Origin of the sequence: Pseudomonas protegens (genome assembly GCF_013407925.2) — a bacterium.
GTDB classification, from domain to species: domain Bacteria; phylum Pseudomonadota; class Gammaproteobacteria; order Pseudomonadales; family Pseudomonadaceae; genus Aquipseudomonas; species Aquipseudomonas fluorescens_AP.
Window position 1 is genome coordinate 6,135,396 of the sequence record NZ_CP060201.1, and the last position, 17,911, is coordinate 6,153,306.

Here is a 17,911-nt window from a genome sequence, read left to right on the forward strand (position 1 = left end):
AAGAAGCGGGCTGATGGGGGCTCTTTACTGAATATGCCCTTGCTTGCATTGTTTAGAATTTTCAGCTGCGCAAACGGCGACCTAGTTGCACATTGCAGTGTTGAAAAAAATTATATTTAGGGGTTTTCGAGCTGGTTAAAATAATGATCGGGATTAAAAAAACGTTGATGGCATTATGGTTTGCCGGTACTGTGTTCGGCTTTTGCATTTGTGTGGGTGGGGTGGAGTTTGTCAGGCGAAGATCTTAAGGTTAAGAGTGAGCATAACGCTCATTTGGTGTATCGGCCTGATATTGATGGGTTGCGAGCCGTTGCAATTCTATCAGTTCTCTTTTTTCATGCTTTTCCAAGTAAGTTGCGTGGAGGGTTTGTTGGAGTAGATATTTTTTTTGTTATTTCTGGTTTTTTGATATCTAGTATAATTTTTAGAAGTCTGGCGCGTGATAGCTTTAGTTTTTCTGAGTTTTATGCTCATAGAATAAAGCGAATATTCCCAGCGTTGCTGGTTGTGCTCTTAAGTTGTTGTGTTGCTGGCTGGTTTTTATTGTTGCCTGACGATTATAAGCGGCTGGGGAAACATGTTGCGGCAGGTTCGGGGTTTGTTCAGAATTTTGTACTGTGGGGGGAGTCTGGCTATTTTGATACTTCTTCAGCATTAAAACCTCTTATGCACTTGTGGTCACTTGCAATAGAGGAGCAGTTTTATCTGATCTATCCGGTGATAGTGGTTTGTACCTGGCGTTTAGGGCGCAATTTTTTGTTTGTATTGATTGCGCTGTTACTTGTGTCGTTTTCTTTGAATATCTTTGAGATTTATAGAGACTCTACCAAGGCGTTTTTTCTTCCTCAGATGCGGTTTTGGGAACTGCTTTTTGGTGCGGGGGTTGCATACATAAATATATATGCAAGGGAGGGGCTCATTCGCAAGATTAGAGGTTTGATTTTTCATGAGGCACTATTTAGGCGTTCGCCATCTATAAATACTCAAGATCTAGTGGTAAATAATGGGCTCTCTATCTTTGGTTTTGCGCTAATAGTTGCATCTTTAATTACTATCCATCATGGCCGCCTTTTCCCCGGGTGGTGGGCACTCGCTCCAGTCTCTGGTGCTTGTCTTCTGATTTTGTCTGGACCCGAAGCTTGGATTAATCGATATGTCCTATCGACTCGCGTAATGGTTTTTGTCGGGTTGATTAGTTATCCGCTCTATCTATGGCATTGGCCTTTGCTCTCTTTTGTGCATCTAGTTGAGGGGGATATTTCATCCAGAGGTCTCAGGATTGCAGTTGTGGTTTTGAGTTTTGTTCTAGCATGGCTTACCTATAAGCTTGTGGAACGTCCTTTGCGATTTGGTCGTAATACATGGATAAAGACAGCTGCAATTACGATATCTCTTTTTCTAGTAGGTTCTTTAGGTTATAAAATTTTCGATGCGGATGGGTTTGAAAATCGAACTGCGGTTAAGGGTGTTGAGCAAAAAATAAAAGACCTTTCGTGGGACTTGAATCGTTTTAATTACGTGTCATGTGAAAGTGAGCTTGTTAAGGAGTCACCAAAGCTGGGATATTGCAGTAAGTCGAAAGCGGCTCCTCCTACTGCTGTAATATTGGGTGATAGTCATGCGGAGCATATATTTCCTGGGATTGCGAATAATGATGAGCGGTCTTGGCTGTTGATAGGGAATCATAGCTGTCCGCCCGTGACAGATGTGAATGTGATTACGCGCTATGGTGAATGTCAGGGGTTGATGGCTAAGGCTATCGATTATGTTGTTGGGCTGCCAAGTGTTGAGACGGTTGTTTTGTCATTTTTTGGTAGTTATGCACTTGACGTAAGTTATGCGGCGGATCACTTGGCTGAAGGTGGAGGCTTGGATACCATAAAAATGGTAAGTGATAAAACTCTACTTAAAACCAAAAAAGATTTGCTGTATTTTGGGTTGGATAGAACTGTTTCGAAGATAGAAGGTTCAGGTAAGCAAGTAGTATTTGTTATCGATGTTCCAGAACTTCCATTTTTTCTCAAGGACTGTATCTCCAAGCCTCTCGTCAGAAGCACGTCTGAATGCAAGTTGCCTAGAAGTGAAGTTATTGAGCGTCAGGCTGTTCAAAGGGAAATTGTTGATCGTCTAATTGCGGCTCACCCAGGGATCAGGGTTTTTGATTCTGTAGATATTGTATGTGATGAGAAAACTTGTAATGCGGCTTCTGGTGATGGCTTCTTGTATCGGGATTCACATCATTTGAGTTTGCGAGGAAGTAATATTTTTGCTCGCGATTTTTTGTCATGGCTAAAGAATTAACCATTGATTTAGTAGGTGAGAGTTGAAAGAGGAGGCTGGACTTGTTGGGAAGTTACACAGTCTGGCCACCCTACACTCCGCAGGATAGGAATCTAGCTTGTCGCCAGCGATATGCAATAGACTGAGTTGCATCGCTGGATGCTTCGTAATTTTTGGCCTAAAGCGGCATTTGCGGATATTGGAAGGGATTCGAATCCCTATCCGTTTTTCAGCTGTTAGCGCATAAAATTATCGAAAGTGGGGGGGCAGCAGTCGTTGGGTTCTGAGCAGCGAAGGCGCCTATAGAATCAGTTCCGCAATTAAATTCATAACCCACGTAGGTCGTGGGTTTCAGTCTTTCTAATAGAGGGCGCTTGCGGAACGGATCTTTCACTAACTAACTGAAAATCATGAAATTTTATCTGGATTGCAAATCCGCCTACGCCGGTTCGATTCCGACCTCGGCCTTCACCCTTAAAAACCCCGTAGATTAACGTCTACGGGGTTTTTTATTGCCTGGGATTTGGATCTTTTTGGAAGTTTTGCCGCGGCCAACACGCAGATACAGTCCCTCTGCATTACTGGCACGCATCAGTCGGACATCGGCCGGGCGCTGGAGAAGGCTTGAACTCCCGTGCTACCTCGATCACACGCTTTTAGATCAGGGCATCTCGGATACGAAGTTGAACTATCACCCGAGGCCTGCCGTGAGCTTAGAGAGTTAAAACTGTCGCAGGAGCCGGCCAGGTATGTTCTGCCGTCTCCTGCTTTTCGTAACTTGCTCCGCTCCTACCCTTGACCATGCAACGGGTCGCTCAGGCACTGCAAGTGAGGCGCTGCTGTTTAGGGAGTCCTCATGTCCGATGAGCGAACATCGAGCAAAAGGCGCAATTACAGGTGGAAATCGCCCGCCGCCTCCGGCTGGTAAAGCACTTTTCTGATCTCAATCCGGCGGGTCCGATCAGCAATTCGCCAGTCGATGGCGTCGCCTTCCTGATAGCCAAGGATGGCGGCGCCTATATCGGAATACACGGAATGCTTCCCTGCGTTGCTGTCCGCGTCTTCAGGGTAGACCAAGGCCACTTCGAGCTCTTCGTCGTCCAATTGCAGCAACGCCCTGGAGTTCATGGTGATGACATTGCGCGCCACCTGCTGCGGCTTGACGACAATGGCTCGCTCAAGTTCATGTTCGAGTTCAACAATCGCCGGGCCTTGCTCGAATACAATTAGGCTTTCGAGCCTGGCTTTGTCGATTTCAGTGATGTAGATCCTGGTGGAGTCGTTACCGGCTCCTTCGCGCAAGAACTGGAGATAGCGCCCCGCCGTCATGGACAATGACTTCAATGTCGGCGTTTCGCTCTCAAGCGCAAAACCGCTCCGCAGAAAGGCTTTCAGCGAGCGCGCGTTGTCCGGGTGAATCTTGGCGATGAGCTTCTCGGCCTGCATGTCGAGGAAGGCCAGTTTCATGCCTTCACGAATCGTGCGGGAGCCAAGGTTTCGGCCCCATTTTTCGCTGTCTCCAATGGCCAGGACGATCTCGCAATCTGAGCCGGTCTTGATCAGGCGGACAAAGCCCACCGGGACGTCATGGCGGTCATAGGCCATGAAGAATCTGCCGCCTTGGTTGAATAGATGGGTCAGGATCGGCAACTGAGTCCGATCAATGGCTTGCTCAATGGAACGGGAGACATGGGGGGAATCGCTCAGGTAGCAGGTCACGCGCTCATCTTCCAACCAGTCCATCAACTTCAGCGCGTGCGCCCGAGTTATTTCAGGGCACAGCGTAATGAAAGGCTTGTTCATCTTAACCACACTTTTCTGTAAAGAATGGAAGCCCTTCATGGCTATAGTCATGACGGTTCTTCGGCGACCGGGCATTCTAAGATATATCGCGAGTAATGGCGAAGATCCCCGATGATTCGTGGAAACCATGGTTTTGCCGAACCCGAACCCGAGCCAGTCAAGCGCTCAAGCCTCGATGAAGCCGACGACATTCAGAATGCTCAGCGCTGTGTCGTTCTGGCCCTTGATCCGACCCAGAGGTCCGTCGCAATCGGCCCCGGCAAATGCACCTGGATGGCCTGGTAAACAGTTTTAGTGTTTTGGGGGATTTGCCCGAACCAGCTTTTGCGGTGGTTTTGAGCGTTTTGCGTGTTGTTATCCGTTGGCTGGATGCCGCAGAGTCCGGCTTAGCCGCGACAGCTTTAATTCTCCAAAGCTGACCGGCATGGTGCCGGATCAAGGAGCATTAGATGGAAAGTTGAGCGCAAATCGGTGCAGTCGAGCAGTTGCTTATCGCCTTGCTGAATACGCAAGAATGAAGGTTGTAGCCGACAAGGTTAGGTAGGGTGCAATCTTCCACTAGAGCTTAGGTAGCCGGTCCAACGCACAACTACGGTCGATTTTCGATGCATCGGCCATGGGGAGGCGGGCGCCCGAATCGACATTGAATATGTCAATGTAACAACCGCTCAGCGTGCCCGGGGTGTCGACAATTCCTCCTTTGATCACGTAACGTGCGCCCGGCGCAAATTCGCTGACGAACGCTACGCTGCACGAGCGATTGGCGTTGGCCATGCCGCGCATGACCAGGTGCAGCGGCTTGCCGGCTTCAATCGGAAAAAAGCCCTCCGGCGTCGATACATTCTTATAGACGGAAACCAGTTGCCCTCCCGGCGCAGTCTCCACGGTTCTGCCGTATTTGCAGTTGATGGCAGGTGCCTCGACCAGAGACACATGGTTTCGATGATTCTCCATCGATACCAATTCGCTGCGAATAAGTGCGTGAGGCGCTCCCGCAGGCACAAGGTATTTTGGTGCTGGAGTGCAGCCTGCAAGTAGCAGAGTTGTGCATAGGTAAAGAGGCTTCATGATTTCCTTATTAATGTCGGTAGAGGGCGACGTTAACTAGCCTGATCTATCACTAACTAATTGAACAAAATAAGATTTTATTAAGTGCAAATCCGCCTATGCCGGTTCGATTCCGACCTCGGCCCTGATCCTTGAACAACGTGTTGCGTGCCGTCGGCGCCTCCCCGTAATGGGGAGGCGCTTCAGCTTGAGGAGCCTGTTGACCCGGTCCAGGCGGTCAAGGCTGCAACCATCAAACGGTGAATCGGCTGATCAGCACGCCAAATGAGGTCGCGAGTCGCGACAATTCGGCGCTTGATGCGCTGGTTTGATGTGCACCTGTTGCGGTTTGTGCGGAAAGATCCTGGATGTTGACCAGGTTGCGGTCAACCTCACGAGCGACCTGAGCCTGCTCTTCAGCAGCACTGGCGATGACCAGGTTCTTTTCGTTGATGATGGAAACGCCCTCGGTGATGCTGTCGAGGGCCTGGCCGGCCTCAATGGACTGCGCCCGTGTATCGGCGGCCAGTTCCTTGCTTTTGTTCATCGCCAGGACGGCTTCTTCAGCTCCCGAGCGGACCTGTTGCATCATCGACTCGATGTCCGCCGTCGACGCCTGGGTCCGGTGGGCCAGCGCGCGCACTTCATCGGCCACCACGGCGAAGCCGCGACCTTGTTCACCCGCCCGGGCGGCTTCGATGGCCGCATTGAGGGCCAGGAGATTGGTCTGCTCGGCGATGGCCCTGATCACTTCCAGCACTTTGGTGATCTCGTTGACCCGAGTTGCAAGCACTTCGACCTTGCCGGTCGAGTTGGAAATCTCGTCCGCCATCGCACCCACCGAGGCAACCGCTCTGCGCACCTGATCGCGCCCTTGTACGGCACTGCGACTGGTCTGCTCCGAGGCTTCAGAGGCGCCCGTGGCATTGCGGGCAACTTCTTCCACTGCCGCGGTCATTTCGTTGACCGCCGTTGCTGCTTGCTGAATTTCGTCATTCTGTCGCGTCATACTCCGCGAGCTTTCCTCGGTGACGGCGTTCAGCTCTTCAGACGCAGAGGCCAGTTGGTCCGCGGCGCTGCCAATCTCTTTGACGGTGGCCCGGAGATTTTGCTGCATTTTGTCCAGCGCATTCAGCAGTGCACTGACCTCATCCCGCCCGCTGATTTGAATACTTTTGGAAAGGTTTCCTTCCGCGACTTCCTCTGCGCTGTGTACCGCCATGGAAAGTGGTCGCGTGATCGAGCGGGTGATGATCAGGCCCAGTGAAACGGCCGCGAGGAAAGCTAGTAGAACTCCTATGCCCAATGTCCAGTAAGCACTCGCAGTCGCGGCCTCGGCGGCGTCGGCGGCTTCGCCACTTTGACGGTAGTTGGAGGCAACAATGATTTGCAGCTGATCAGTAATGCTCTTGGACGCCGGGGAAACCTGCTGCTGGAAAATCTGCGTGGCGCCGTCAAGGTCGCCCGCTCTCGCCAGGGCAATGACCTTGTTCGCCCCCTGAACATAGGCCGGCCATTCCTTTTCGAATTGATCGCCCGCCACGCGCTCGTCATCGGCCAGAGGCGTCTGGCGGTACTCCCTGAAAAGCCGCTCGACTTCCTTCTGATTTTCGGACATGGACTGCACTGCCGATTCAAACTTGCCCGAATCGGCCTTGGTGTACTTCAGTAGCAGGGCCGCATGCAGGTCCTTGGAGTATGCATAGACACTGGCCCGAGCACTCCCCGTGTTGTTAACGGACACCAGGTTGTTGCTAACAATTGCGTTTATTGTTGTCTTTAGCGATGCGATACCCGAGCGTCCCAAGAGCCCCACTCCCAGTGTGATGATGGCGCACACCACAAATGCAGAGATTAATCGCGTGGAAAGCTTGATGTTACGTAATGCGTCCATAGGACCCTCGACGAACTCTTAGTTGGCTGACCCAAGCTGGCCTGGGTTTCAATGTATCCGCCGGGGGATCTATTAACTTTAACGGTTAGCCGATTTTTTAAGCGTATTCATTAACTAGCTAAGTGTTTTTTTGCTGCAGTGCGTCATAGATCTAATTTGGAACTAACGTACCGTATTAACAGCAAGATTGCGCGGGGGGGGCCTTGTTGGCGTCATGGGCGATATCCAAAGGGGCGCCAATTAAGGTCTGGTGATGAGAGCCGCGATGGTGCGGTCGGTATTTACCGCTAGTTGGTCTGACATGGACTTTTGATCCAATACGGCGGGTTTAATTTTCTAGCCATCTATTACAACCGCTACACTAGAACTTGAACCGTACTATCCATAAGGTGGGAATGTGAAGCGTGATACACGCTTGGTTGTGCTGTTACTGTTGGTCGTATGTTGTTCCCTGGCGTCATTGACTGTTTGGAAAGTATGGGCATCTCGAGAGCAGGTATTGAGGGATGTGAATGTCCATAGCTTGAACCTGACCCAGGCACTTGCTACCTACTCCGAAGGTATTGTTCGTCAAAGCTCGGCGCTGTTGCTCGGACTCGTCGAGCGCCTGGAAACCGAAGGTAGCGGCCCCACACAGATTCAGCGTCTGAGTAAGCTGATCCAGCGGCAGGAGCCGCTGATGCCACAGCTCAGTGGCGTCACCATCTACGATAATCAGGGCCGTTGGCTGATGTCTTCCAATCGGCCCATGCCTGTCGGGGCGAACAGCAGCGATCGGGCTTATTTCATTCATCATCGCGACGATCCATCCCGTGAGACCTTTATAGGGCCGCCAATCCAGAGCCGCTCCAATCAGGAGTGGGTGATTACCCTCAGTCGGCGTTTCAATGATCCTCGCGGCGAGTTTGCCGGAGTGGTAGCGGTGACCTTGGGGATCGAAAACTTCCTGCGGTTGTTTGGCAAGATCGATGTTGGGCAGGAGGGGGCCATTGGCTTGTCCAATACCGACGGTACGTTGCTGGTTCGCTATCCCTTCCGTGAGCAGGATATGGGGCGCAACTTTTTGAAGTCGCCGATCTATGCCAAGTACCTGGTCGATCGAACTGTCGGTACCGCGTCGTTTACCTCCAGCCTGGACGGCGTCGAGCGCCTTTATGCCTTTCGCAAGAGTGACCGCCTGCCTCTGATCACGACTGTTGCACTCGGCAAGCGAGAGGCCCTCGCTGCCTGGCGTATGGAAGCGCTGTTGTCGACCGTCGTGGTGGCTGGGCTGTTGGGGCTGACCGCTGTTATCGGTTGCTTCTTGATTCTGGATATTCGCCGGCGAACTCAGGTTGAGGGGCAGTTGCGCAGCGCCCAGCAGCAATTGCTCTCATCCAATCGCCAATTGGAGTTGCTGGCAATGAAGGATCCCCTGACGGGGCTGGCCAATCGGCGCTGCTTCGACGAGACCCTCGCCACGGAGGCGCGACGGGCACAACGTGCCAACACCTCGTTGGTGTTGATGATGATTGATATCGACTATTTCAAACTGTTTAACGATTCGCTCGGGCATGTAGCCGGAGACGCCTGCCTGCAAACGGTTGGCCGAATCCTGGAGGAGTGCGTGCGACGGCCATCGGACCTGGTGGCACGTTATGGCGGAGAAGAGATGGGCGTCATCATGCCGGACACCGACAGTGACGGTGCCAGGACCGTGGCGCAACTGATTCTGCGTCGCTTGGAACAGGAGAACATTGCGCACACCTCCAGCCCGTTGCGACGTGTGAGCGTAAGCATCGGGATTGCGGCAGCCACGGGCGCGGGACTGAACCATCTGCCGGGGCTGATCGAGGCGGCAGATCAGGCGCTGTACAGTGCCAAGGCATCGGGACGTAACCAGTTTGCCGAGGCAAGGGTGTAGTGGGCGTGCGCCAGGCGTGCAGGATCAGTTGTCGGGGGCGGTGGCCGGGTCTTGAGCGGCTTGCGCCTCGAGCTTCAATCGGTCGGCCTTGCTGATGTAGGTCGACTTCTTTTTCGGCGCCAGTTTGGCGCTGGCCTTCTTCGCGTTGGCCTTCAGCAGTTGGTTGATTTTCTTGCGGCGATTCATCGTTGTTACTCGGCGGATAAGTTGCCGGATGATATCAGCTCAGGGGATTGCGCCGTTCACCTGTGCTGAGCACAGCCCGGATCGGGTCATCACTTCTTGTTCTTGCAGTCGACCATGTGGGCTCTGGTGATGATGTCGTGACAGCGTGCCGCACTGGCGCAATCGCAAACTTTGGTCTTTGCTGTTTCGGGCCCGGCGACGGGAGTGCTGGCGGAGCTTGCAGCAAGCCCGGCCATGGGCGTGTATCCGCCCCCGACGACAAGGGGAAAGCGCGGATCTTGATCATTGTCTGGACCAAGGAGGTCAGGTTGAAAAGAAAAATGCTGGCGGCTTCATTGCTGCTGTGGATGTTCTCGCTGACAGCGCAGGCGGACTGCGCAGTGCTCGGGCCCGGGGAAGATCCCTGCGCCGGTCCGGTGCTCGGCCCGACGGTCTGCGAGTGCCCTTGATGACTGTCCGTGCCCTCGCCAGGGCACGTGGACTATTGGAAGACTGACCAGGAGGTCGCAAATGAAGAAAGTGCTGTTGGCGGTATTGCTGCTGTGGGGGTTCTCCCTGACTGCCCAGGCCTCGTGCCCGGTGTTCGGCCCATCCAAGGATCCGTGCAGCGGTCCGGTATTTGGGCCATCGACCTGCGAATGCCCTTGAGATAGTAGCTATGGCAGACGCGGCCAGTGCCGCGGCGTCTGCGGCAAGGGCTTCACAGGTGGGCAATCAATTGCTGGTGGTATCCACTTTCATCGCTCGGGGCCGGGTATCGGCTTTCATCGATCAGCGAGCGCAACTGCTGCGAGTGACTGGACTGCCTGAAGGCGACCTGGCATTCGGCAGCGTCGAAAAAACCGCGCAGCAATGGCAGGGCCAGCGGCAGCAGCGCAGGCTCTATCTTCAACGAGACGCTGACGATATCCAGTTGGTCGGTGGGGTCTCGGTACAGGTCGATGACCAGCAGGCTCTGACTCCTAGTACTCGGATAGACATGCACATCACCCGTACCGACTGGGGTGTCATCGAAGTAGCGGGTGTATAGCTGGCTAATGTCGAGGGCGATGCCCAGGGTACTCAATGCTGCTGCCAGGTCGGCGTTGGGCAGGTGCCGGTCTTCGGCCCAGGTGACGAAGTCGGGCATCGAGACACAGATATCGAACTCATTGGCGCAGATGATGGGCGTCACTGGAAAAGGTTCCGGGTGGTGGAGGGCGGCCAGCCTACCACCTGGGCATGGGGCCTTTGCAAACGTCGCGAATGCGCGGCCGCCCGTTGCTGACCGAGCGGCCGAAGCCGCTCAAGGTGTGGCGCGCAGCCAGGGTTGTCCTGTAGTTTTCACCAGGGCCGGCGACAGTCTGTCACCTAGCTGGCCAGGCGCGGGCGTTGGAAGTCCTGTGCATCTCAACCCAAGGAAAGTGGCCCCAGATGACTCAGTTAATTGATTTCAAATCCATCGTTGCGGCGGCGCAACGGATAGATGGATCGGTAACTCGCACGCCGACGGTCAACAGTTCAGTGCTCAGTGACAAGGCCCAGCGGCCGGTCTTTCTCAAGCTAGAAAACATGCAGGTCGGGGGCTCGTTCAAGGCCCGTGGCGTGCTCAACAAGTTTTCGGCCTGTGCCGAGAACCTCGGCAACAGCCATTTCGTGGCCGTCAGCGGCGGCAATTTCGGGATTGCCATCGGCGAAGCGGCCAAGAGCTTTGGCGCCAGGGTCACGGTCATCATGCCCGAGAGCGCGCCGTCATCATCGGTCGAGCGAATTCGCGCCAGTGGCAGTTCGGTGATCATCGAAAAGGACGTTCATTGCGCATTTGCCCGGGCCAAAGCGCTTGAGGAAGAAGGCTATGTGGTTATCGACGATTGTGCCGACACCCTGATCGCCGAGGGACATGGAACCCTGGCGCTTGAGTTCATTGCCGATTGCCCGTCCCTGACCGACGTATTCCTCGCGGTGGGCGGCGGGGCGATGCTGGCGGGAGTGACCACGGCGTTGAAGGCGATCAAGCCCGGGATCCGTGTCTGGGGTGTCGAGACCGCCGGCGCCAGCTCCATGCACCAGGCGTTGCAGGCAGGCAAGCCGGTGGACGTGGAGATCAGTTCGGTCGTCTCGACCCTGGGCGTTCCCATCATCGATGAGTTGATGTTTGCCCACGCTCGCCACTACCTGGAAGACATGGTTGTGGTTTCTGACCATGACGCGATCAAGGGCATGCTGTGCTTCGCCCAGGACGCCAGGCAATGGGTTGAGCTGGCGTGCGGAGCGCTGGTCCCGGCCGTGCTGGCCACCGCGCCGAAGCTGCCGGAGGACGCGGTCATTGGTCTGGTGGTCTGTGGTGGGAACATATCCCTTCAAGACATGACGAAATGGGCCGCCTACGCGGGAATATCCTGACCCTCCCCGAGGTGTTTTTCCTTGCATCAGGAACGGCGTTTCGGGCCATTTATGGCCCGTCGGGCCGATCCTGTGGCGTCAAGCTCATCCCGGCCAAAGAACTGAAAGCACAGAACCATGGACAACCGAACCGACGTGCAGCGCGTAATCGTTGCCTTCTTGATCATCAGCGTGACGCTGGGCGGCATCGCCTTTGGCTTGTGACGAATCAGCAAAGACTATCGGTGGCACTGGGCATGGGCAGCGCCGGCAGACTCGTGTCACGAATGGCCGCTTCGAGCTTGTCTTGATAGAGGCTCAGAATGGAGTAGTCGAGTTTCTGAGTGATGCTCGCGCCGCTTGCGCAATTTTGCAGCAGCTCCTCCAGCGCGCCGGCCACCAGGTCCGCGGTGACTTGCAGGACATTCAAGCCAAACGGGCTATCGACAACGACCAGATTCGTTAAATCGTACATACAACCCCTGCGGTCACTGTGATCAAAGATAATGGCTATGAGCCACTACTAGTTTAACTAAAGCGCTGCTGGGCTGTCACTGGGGTAGCCCGTTGGCGAACGGGCTTTTGTACGCTGAATTTCCTGCACTCGGAGGCCGCGCTGTGTACCATTCGGGCCCGCGTCACCACCCGCTTTGTTCTGTGCGCTGCAGACTGACAAAGGGTGATCTCCAGCGTCAGGCGCGTGCTCAAGCAAGCCTTGAGACGATGCTGCTCCCGGATCCATCGCCACCCTGCGCACAGCCTGCATATCCATTGCGATGACAAGGCTTGAAATGGTGCGCTGGCGCCTCGGTCAGGCAACGCTCAGGGCGTTTGCCGATGACAGTCATAAGGATGTTACGTGTTGCGAAATCTGTTGTTGCTGGCCCTGGCCCTGGGGCTGAATGGATGCACGGCCTTGATGACCCGAACCACCCCCTACACCTGCCCCTATATCGGTGTGCGCATGGACTGGGCCCTGGCGAAGGAAAACAACGGCGTGCTCTGGCCATTGCTGGCGCTGGATGCACCGTTTTCCGGCGTGGTGGATACGCTGATGTTTCCTTTTGAATATCAGTACAGCTGCTCGCTTTGATGCCCGGCGCGCCTATGTCCGGCTTGGGCCAGACAGGCGGGGTTGCAGCCCAGGGCGACTGCAACCCCGACACGGAGTCTGTCGACTGGCAGCACTATTCCCAGCGCTTGAACAGCACGCTGGCATTGACCCCGCCAAAACCGAAGCCGTTGGACAGGGCGTATTGCATGGCCACCTTACGTGCCTGGCCGCTGACCAGATCAAGCCCCGCGGCGTCGTGGTCGGGGTTCTCCAGGTTGAGCGTGGCCGGGGCGATCTGGTCGCGCAAGGCAAGGATGGTAAAGATCGCCTCGATCCCGCCGGCCGCGCCCAGCAAATGGCCGGTGGCGGATTTGGTCGCGCTGATGGCCGGGCCGCGGCCGCTGCCAAATACGCTCCTGATCGCTGCCAGTTCGCCTTTGTCGCCCACGGGGGTGGAAGTGGCATGGGCGTTCAGATGCTGTACCTGGGTCGGCTGGACCCCGGCCTGACTCAGTGCCTGCTGCATGGCACGCCGGGCGCCGTCGCCATCTTCCGGGCCGGCAGTCATGTGGTAGGCATCGGCGCTGGTGCCATAGCCCACCAGTTCGGCGATGGGTTGCGCGCCCCGGGCCAGGGCATGCTCCAGCTCCTCGATGACCAGCAGACCGGCGCCTTCGCCCATGACAAACCCGTCCCGGGCCTGATCGAAGGGGCGCGAGGCGCGCTGCGGCGTGTCGTTGTAATCGCTGGACAAGGCGCGTGCGGCGGCGAAGCCAGCCAGGCTGACTTGGTGAATCGCCGCTTCCGCTCCGCCACAGACGGCGATGTCGATTTCTCCGGCGCGGATCATTCGCGCCGCGTCACCGATAGCCTGGACCCCGGCCGCGCAGGCAGTCACAGGCGCCCCCAGTGGCCCCTTGAGGCCGTGGCGAATCGAAACGTGGCCGGCGGCCATATTGCTCAGGAAGGACGGAATGGTGAAGGGCGACAGGCGCCGCGGGCCTTTGCTGTCGGTGGTGCGCACGGCATCGGCAATGGCCGGGAAGCCTCCGACTCCCGAGGCAATGATGGTAGCGGTGCGTTCCTGGGCGGCAGCGTTGTCGGGCTTCCACCGCGCCTGGGCCAGGGCTTCTTCCGCCGCGGCCAGGGCAAAGAGAATGAAGCGATCCATCTTGCGCTGTTCCTTGGGCGCCAGCAGGCGGTCCGGATCGAAGCCGGCCTGGGGATCCTGTTGCGAGTCGGGCACCTGGCCGCCAATGGTGGTGGACAGGCCCTGGATGAACTCCTCCGGCAGTTGACGGATGCCGGACTGCCCCGCCAGCAGGCGTTGCCAGACCTGCTCGACGCCACAGCCCAGTGGAGTGATTGCGCCCATGCCGGTGACTACGATGCGTTTACTCATACGGGTCCTGCTCCTTCGCTTGTTTGGGGGAAACAACGAAACGTGGACGATACTATCATCATGAAAGTAACATTCGGATCCACAAAAACCGAGATGCGCTGCAGGAGCCCGTCATGCAACGAAAAAGTCTGATCGAAGCCGAATGTCCGATTGCCCGGAGCCTGGAGCGGGTTGGCGAATGGTGGAGCATCTTGATCATGCGCGACGCCTTGCATGGCTTGAAGCGTTTCGACGAGTTCTCCCGCAGCCTGCAGATCGCCCCGAACATGCTGACTCGGCGCCTGAACGCGCTGGTGGAGGACGGGTTGCTGGAGCGTCGTGTCTACAGCGAGCGGCCCTTGCGCCATGAATATGTGCCCACCGCCAAGGGCGAGGACTTTCGCGTGGTGTTGCTGGCGTTCGTCGCGTGGGGCAACCGCCACTTCGCTCCCGAAGGCGAGAGCGTGCAACTGATCGAGCGTGAAAGCGGGCGACCGGTGCAGCCGGTCATGGCGGATATGGTCGACGGGCGCCTGGTGCCGTTGCAGGACTGCACCGTGCAGGCAGGGCCCGCCGCCAGTGCCAGCATGCGCCAGCGCTTTGCGACTATGGCGGATTGAGCGCGCCGGGGGCCGGCTGATTCTGCACCACGCCCGCGCCAGCTGGCCCAGGCTGCTGGGACTCAAGGGCTGGCATGGGGCCGCTCGCGGCAGGGTTCAGGCTCGTGGGGATCAGTTTGCCGACCACGTAGCCGCTGTGGCTGATCAGGGCCAGCAACAGCAGCGTGGTGTGCAGTTTCGGCAGGTCCTGCAGCACCCAGTAGCCGGACCCCAGGCTATGACCAACGGCTGCCCCGTAAACCAGGATCACCAGCACGGTGATCAACAGCATCTGCAGGCGCGGCAGGTCGACGATGGTGCCGTTGGTCACGTCCTCACCGCGAATCAGATCGGCCAGTCGCGCGTCCTTGGGATCACCTTTCATCAACACCTGGCCATTGGCCGAAGGCCTGGCGGCGAGGTTCTGGCTGTCGAGCAACTGTTGGCCAGTGCTGGCCAGCGCGCGGCTGTCGGTGGGTTGCTCGGCTTTGCGACTCAGGGCCATGGGCGCGCTGACAAAACTGGCCAGGCTGAACCCCATCAATGCGATCAGGTTGTAATCCAGGTCCACTGTCAGCGCCGTGGTGGCATCGCCGCGGACAATGTTGGCGATGTACACCGTGTACAAGGTGGCCAGCACCAGCAGGGTCCACAGGCTCATCTGCAGACGTGACAGCGAGTAGCGATTGCGCTCGTCGATCAGCACCCCGAGCACCCGCCCGCGAATGCGCAGGCCGGCCAGCACGAACAGCGCCGCCAGGCCCAGCAGGCTGCAAGCCCAGGCGCTCAGCCGAGGCCAGTCGAGGTGGGGGGCAAACGGCGGGTAGGTGGTGGGACGGGTATGCCCCAGGAGGATGACCGCGGGGACGATGACCGCCAGCAGCACGGCCAGGGTACGCAGTAGATAAGCATGAGCTTTCATCGTGGCAGGCCCTCTCCTTGTTGGGCGGCTGATGTCCTGAGTCCGCGTGAGCCGCTTCTGCGCGCGGGTGCTCGGCGTGTTGGCGAGCGTTCCGGCGCTTGCTCTTGGGTATAGCGAATCCTGGCCCGGGCGACCGGCCGTTGGTCGGGCGCCCGGGGGCGTCAGCGAGGGGGTTGCCCGCGGCGCCAGCTCGGGTGGAAGTGCCGCCAGTGAGGGTCCTGGGCCGCCGCCAGCAGCTCGTGATCACCCCGGGTATCGCCCCAGGCCCGGACACGGTATTGGCTCAATGGACCGTAGACGCTTTCCAGGCGCAGTACCTTGTTCTGGCAACGGCAATTGTGACCTGCGATATGTCCGGTCAGCACGCCGTCGACCACCTCCAGTTCCGTGCCGATCAGCTGGATGCCCAGGCGCGTGGCGAAAGGTTGCAGGACCAGGGCCGGCGAGGCCGAGCACAGGGTTACCTGTGCCCCGGAGCGCAGCTCGTCGGCCACGGCCTGCAGGCCGTTTGGACGCATCAGCCGGCTCCAGGACCGCCGGCAGAAGGCTTCGGCCTGTTGTTGCACCCATGTCGCCTCGACACCGCTCAGAAAGGTGCGGATCAGTTGCGCCTTGAGCTGGTCGCGGTCCATTCGCCGAGCCAGATACTCCAGGCTGGGCAAGGCCAGCCTGAGTATTTGCCGGTTGAAGCGCTGCTTGCCAAAGGCAAACCGCAGAAAGGGCACGAAGCTGTCATGGCGGGTCAGGGTGCCGTCAAAGTCGAATACCGAGAGCACCTGGGCGGCGTTGGCGTCCACTGCCAGGGTGTCCAGGCTGGGCGCAGGCGTTTGACCGTCTGCCGTCGAGGGAGTCATGGGCGTGGGCGCAGGGGAGTGGGGCGACATGCTGTTCTCGGTGGTGGGGGCGGCCTCTTGGTGGGACCGCCGGGAGGGACAGGGTTGGTAGCAGTTTACGCCTTGCTGCCTGGGCGATAACGCTCTTAGTTCGCAGTGGCGGCGCGGCTGCGCGCTCTTTCAACCATGGCGACGATGGTGATGCGCAGTTCTTCCTGGGCTTGTTCAGGGCTGATCTCCCCCAGAGCCGCCGCGTGGGAGAGCGCTTCGGCGGCACCGAGCATCGCCCGTAAGCCGGCCGTGGTCAGCACCGCGCCGGCAGCGAAGGGCTCCAGGTTGGCGCGGCATTTTTCCAGGAATAGCCGCTGGTAGTCGCGCTTGATGTTCTCAAGCTCCGGTGAGCTGGCCAGGGCCGCGATGACCCCCGGGATTTCCCGGCCCTGCAGCAGCACGCACTCCACATATGAGCTGGCAATGACCGCGGAACGGGCGGCCAGGGTTGGTTCACAGGCTTGCAGGGCCCGATCCATCAGCGCGGTCTGGCGCTGGTCGAAATCCTCATAGAGCGTCGCCAGCAGCACGGCCCGAGTGGCGAAATGGTCGTAGACCACCGGCTTGGTGACCTCGGCCTGTTCCGCCAGGTGGCCCAAGGTCAGGGCTTCGGTGCCGTGCTCGCGGACAATCTGCCAGGCCACGGCGATCAACTGTTGCAGGCGCTGTTCCCGGGACAGGCGACGCCGCGGCACGGCAGCAGGGGCGGATTTCTGGCGGCTTGACATGCTTATATACCAAAGGTAACTTAAAAATCGTAACTTACTAAAAGTATATAGATGCCAGTTCATCCGGCGCAATCCATCCTTTGGAGTACTCGTCATGCACGCTCTCATCGTTGTCGCTCATCACGACCGCAAATCCCTGACCCACAGTCTCGCGCGGCAGATTGCCGAGGGGCTTGGGCGCTCTTGCGAACATTCCTGCGAGATCGCCGACCTGTGGGCTGAAGGATTTGACCCGCGTTTCGCCGCCGCCGATATCGCGGTGCATCGCACTCAGGCGCCGCCTCCCGCGGATGTGCAGGCCGAACAGGCGCGTATCGAGCGTGCCGACGCCCTGGTGCTGGTCTATCCGGTGTACTGGTGGTCCATGCCGGCGTTGCTCAAGGGTTGGATCGATCGGGTTTTCGCCAATGGCTGGGCCTTCGACTTTCGAGCGGACGCCAAGCTGGTGAAAAAACTCGGGCATTTGCAGGTGCACCTGTTGGGCGTGGCTGGAGCCGATGTCGGCACCTATGAACGGCATGGTTATCGGCAAGCGATGCAGACCCAGATCGATCACGGCATCTTTGACTACTGCGGAGCCCGAGTGCTGAGTTCGCAATTGCTCTTTGAGTCCGAGGGCGGCGAGGTGGCCCCGGCTCTGGAACAGGCGCATGCGCTCGGACAGACGTTGTTCAGCGTCAGACAGGAAAGCGAGTCGGCGTGAGGGCGATAAGGCTGCGGCAGGGGAGGGACGGTGCAGGGGCGTGATCAATGGGATTGGCGCCTTTCAGCCCCAGCAGCACCAGGCAAAGGTGGTCAGGCAGAGCACCAGGGGCAGGGCGTCGAGAAATTCATTCATACCAGCGCACACCATTGAGAAAGGTGCCGGC

18 protein-coding genes and 1 pseudogene are annotated in these 17,911 nt (G+C 57.5%); 8 read left to right on the forward strand and 11 right to left on the reverse strand.

The window, feature by feature from the left end; genetic code table 11:
* The first annotated feature begins 228 nt into the window (after nt 1-228).
* A complete protein-coding gene (locus tag GGI48_RS28310) occupies nt 229-2,301 on the forward strand; it encodes an acyltransferase family protein (RefSeq protein WP_179601209.1) in 2,073 nt (690 codons plus the stop codon).
* 870 nt (nt 2,302-3,171) lie between these two features.
* Here the strand turns inward: GGI48_RS28310 and GGI48_RS28315 are convergent.
* The 4 genes and pseudogenes from GGI48_RS28315 to GGI48_RS31675 all read right to left on the reverse strand — a co-directional run.
* Nucleotides 3,172-4,134, reverse strand: coding sequence for a bifunctional GNAT family N-acetyltransferase/nucleoside diphosphate kinase regulator (locus GGI48_RS28315; protein ID WP_177435126.1), 963 nt, complete (start codon nt 4,132-4,134; stop codon nt 3,172-3,174).
* Between the two features lie 507 nt (nt 4,135-4,641).
* The gene (locus GGI48_RS28320) at nt 4,642-5,151 is read right to left on the reverse strand and encodes a hypothetical protein (RefSeq protein ID WP_179601210.1); all 510 of its coding nucleotides are present in this window, start codon (nt 5,149-5,151) and stop codon (nt 4,642-4,644) included.
* Nucleotides 5,152-5,383: 232 nt separating this feature from the next.
* The gene (locus GGI48_RS31670) at nt 5,384-6,247 is read right to left on the reverse strand and encodes a methyl-accepting chemotaxis protein (protein ID WP_409565416.1); all 864 of its coding nucleotides are present in this window, start codon (nt 6,245-6,247) and stop codon (nt 5,384-5,386) included.
* Between the two features lie 39 nt (nt 6,248-6,286).
* A pseudogene (locus GGI48_RS31675) lies at nt 6,287-7,024 on the reverse strand (MCP four helix bundle domain-containing protein); the annotation flags it as partial.
* A gap of 397 nt (nt 7,025-7,421) precedes the next feature.
* Here GGI48_RS31675 and GGI48_RS28330 point away from each other — a divergent pair.
* Nucleotides 7,422-8,927, forward strand: coding sequence for a diguanylate cyclase (locus GGI48_RS28330; RefSeq protein WP_179601212.1), 1,506 nt, complete (start codon nt 7,422-7,424; stop codon nt 8,925-8,927).
* A gap of 24 nt (nt 8,928-8,951) precedes the next feature.
* Here the strand turns inward: GGI48_RS28330 and GGI48_RS28335 are convergent, their stop codons facing one another.
* A complete protein-coding gene (locus tag GGI48_RS28335) occupies nt 8,952-9,113 on the reverse strand; it encodes a DUF2986 domain-containing protein (protein WP_179601213.1) in 162 nt (53 codons plus the stop codon).
* Between the two features lie 308 nt (nt 9,114-9,421).
* On the opposite strand from GGI48_RS28335, the gene GGI48_RS28340 reads away from it, so the two are divergent.
* The gene (locus GGI48_RS28340) at nt 9,422-9,562 is read left to right on the forward strand and encodes a hypothetical protein (RefSeq protein WP_003083582.1); all 141 of its coding nucleotides are present in this window, start codon (nt 9,422-9,424) and stop codon (nt 9,560-9,562) included.
* A 61-nt stretch (nt 9,563-9,623) separates the two neighbouring features.
* The gene (locus GGI48_RS28345) at nt 9,624-9,761 is read left to right on the forward strand and encodes a hypothetical protein (protein WP_016966878.1); all 138 of its coding nucleotides are present in this window, start codon (nt 9,624-9,626) and stop codon (nt 9,759-9,761) included.
* A 52-nt stretch (nt 9,762-9,813) separates the two neighbouring features.
* On the opposite strand, the gene GGI48_RS28350 is transcribed toward GGI48_RS28345, so the two are convergent.
* Nucleotides 9,814-10,287, reverse strand: a complete 474-nt coding sequence (locus tag GGI48_RS28350) for a hypothetical protein (protein WP_179601214.1) — start codon at nt 10,285-10,287, stop codon at nt 9,814-9,816.
* Nucleotides 10,288-10,484: 197 nt separating this feature from the next.
* Between GGI48_RS28350 and GGI48_RS28355 the strand changes: the two genes are divergently transcribed.
* Nucleotides 10,485-11,495, forward strand: coding sequence for a threonine/serine dehydratase (locus GGI48_RS28355; RefSeq protein ID WP_260620557.1), 1,011 nt, complete (start codon nt 10,485-10,487; stop codon nt 11,493-11,495).
* Nucleotides 11,496-11,703: 208 nt separating this feature from the next.
* Here GGI48_RS28355 and GGI48_RS28360 read toward each other — a convergent pair whose 3' ends face one another.
* Complete coding sequence (locus GGI48_RS28360; RefSeq protein WP_016966874.1) at nt 11,704-11,949, reverse strand: hypothetical protein; 246 nt, start codon at nt 11,947-11,949, stop codon at nt 11,704-11,706.
* 384 nt (nt 11,950-12,333) lie between these two features.
* Between GGI48_RS28360 and GGI48_RS28365 the strand changes: the two genes are divergently transcribed.
* Entirely contained in the window at nt 12,334-12,567 is a 234-nt protein-coding gene (locus GGI48_RS28365) for a YceK/YidQ family lipoprotein (RefSeq protein ID WP_016966873.1), read from the forward strand.
* 94 nt (nt 12,568-12,661) lie between these two features.
* On the opposite strand, the gene fabF is transcribed toward GGI48_RS28365, so the two are convergent.
* Nucleotides 12,662-13,930 carry a beta-ketoacyl-ACP synthase II gene (gene fabF, locus GGI48_RS28370; RefSeq protein ID WP_179601215.1) on the reverse strand — a complete coding sequence of 423 codons (1,269 nt, stop codon included), beginning with the start codon at nt 13,928-13,930 and terminating at the stop codon, nt 12,662-12,664.
* Between the two features lie 113 nt (nt 13,931-14,043).
* Here fabF and GGI48_RS28375 point away from each other — a divergent pair, with 113 nt between their 5' ends.
* Complete coding sequence (locus GGI48_RS28375; RefSeq protein ID WP_179601216.1) at nt 14,044-14,529, forward strand: helix-turn-helix domain-containing protein; 486 nt, start codon at nt 14,044-14,046, stop codon at nt 14,527-14,529.
* Here the strand turns inward: GGI48_RS28375 and GGI48_RS28380 are convergent.
* The 3 genes from GGI48_RS28380 to GGI48_RS28390 all read right to left on the reverse strand — a co-directional run bounded on the left by GGI48_RS28380 (nt 14,516) and on the right by GGI48_RS28390 (nt 17,042).
* A complete protein-coding gene (locus GGI48_RS28380) occupies nt 14,516-15,430 on the reverse strand; it encodes a hypothetical protein (protein ID WP_179601218.1) in 915 nt (304 codons plus the stop codon). The two genes, GGI48_RS28375 and GGI48_RS28380, sit on opposite strands and share 14 nt — an antisense overlap.
* Before the next feature lie 161 nt (nt 15,431-15,591).
* Nucleotides 15,592-16,314, reverse strand: a complete 723-nt coding sequence (locus GGI48_RS28385; protein WP_409565330.1) for an HAD family hydrolase — start codon at nt 16,312-16,314, stop codon at nt 15,592-15,594.
* Nucleotides 16,315-16,409: 95 nt separating this feature from the next.
* Nucleotides 16,410-17,042: a TetR/AcrR family transcriptional regulator gene (locus GGI48_RS28390; RefSeq protein ID WP_042941816.1), complete on the reverse strand. Its 633-nt coding sequence runs from the start codon at nt 17,040-17,042 to the stop codon at nt 16,410-16,412.
* Between the two features lie 94 nt (nt 17,043-17,136).
* On the opposite strand from GGI48_RS28390, the gene GGI48_RS28395 reads away from it, so the two are divergent.
* Complete coding sequence (locus tag GGI48_RS28395) at nt 17,137-17,745, forward strand: NAD(P)H-dependent oxidoreductase (RefSeq protein WP_179601219.1); 609 nt, start codon at nt 17,137-17,139, stop codon at nt 17,743-17,745.
* Nucleotides 17,746-17,911 lie beyond the last annotated feature (166 nt).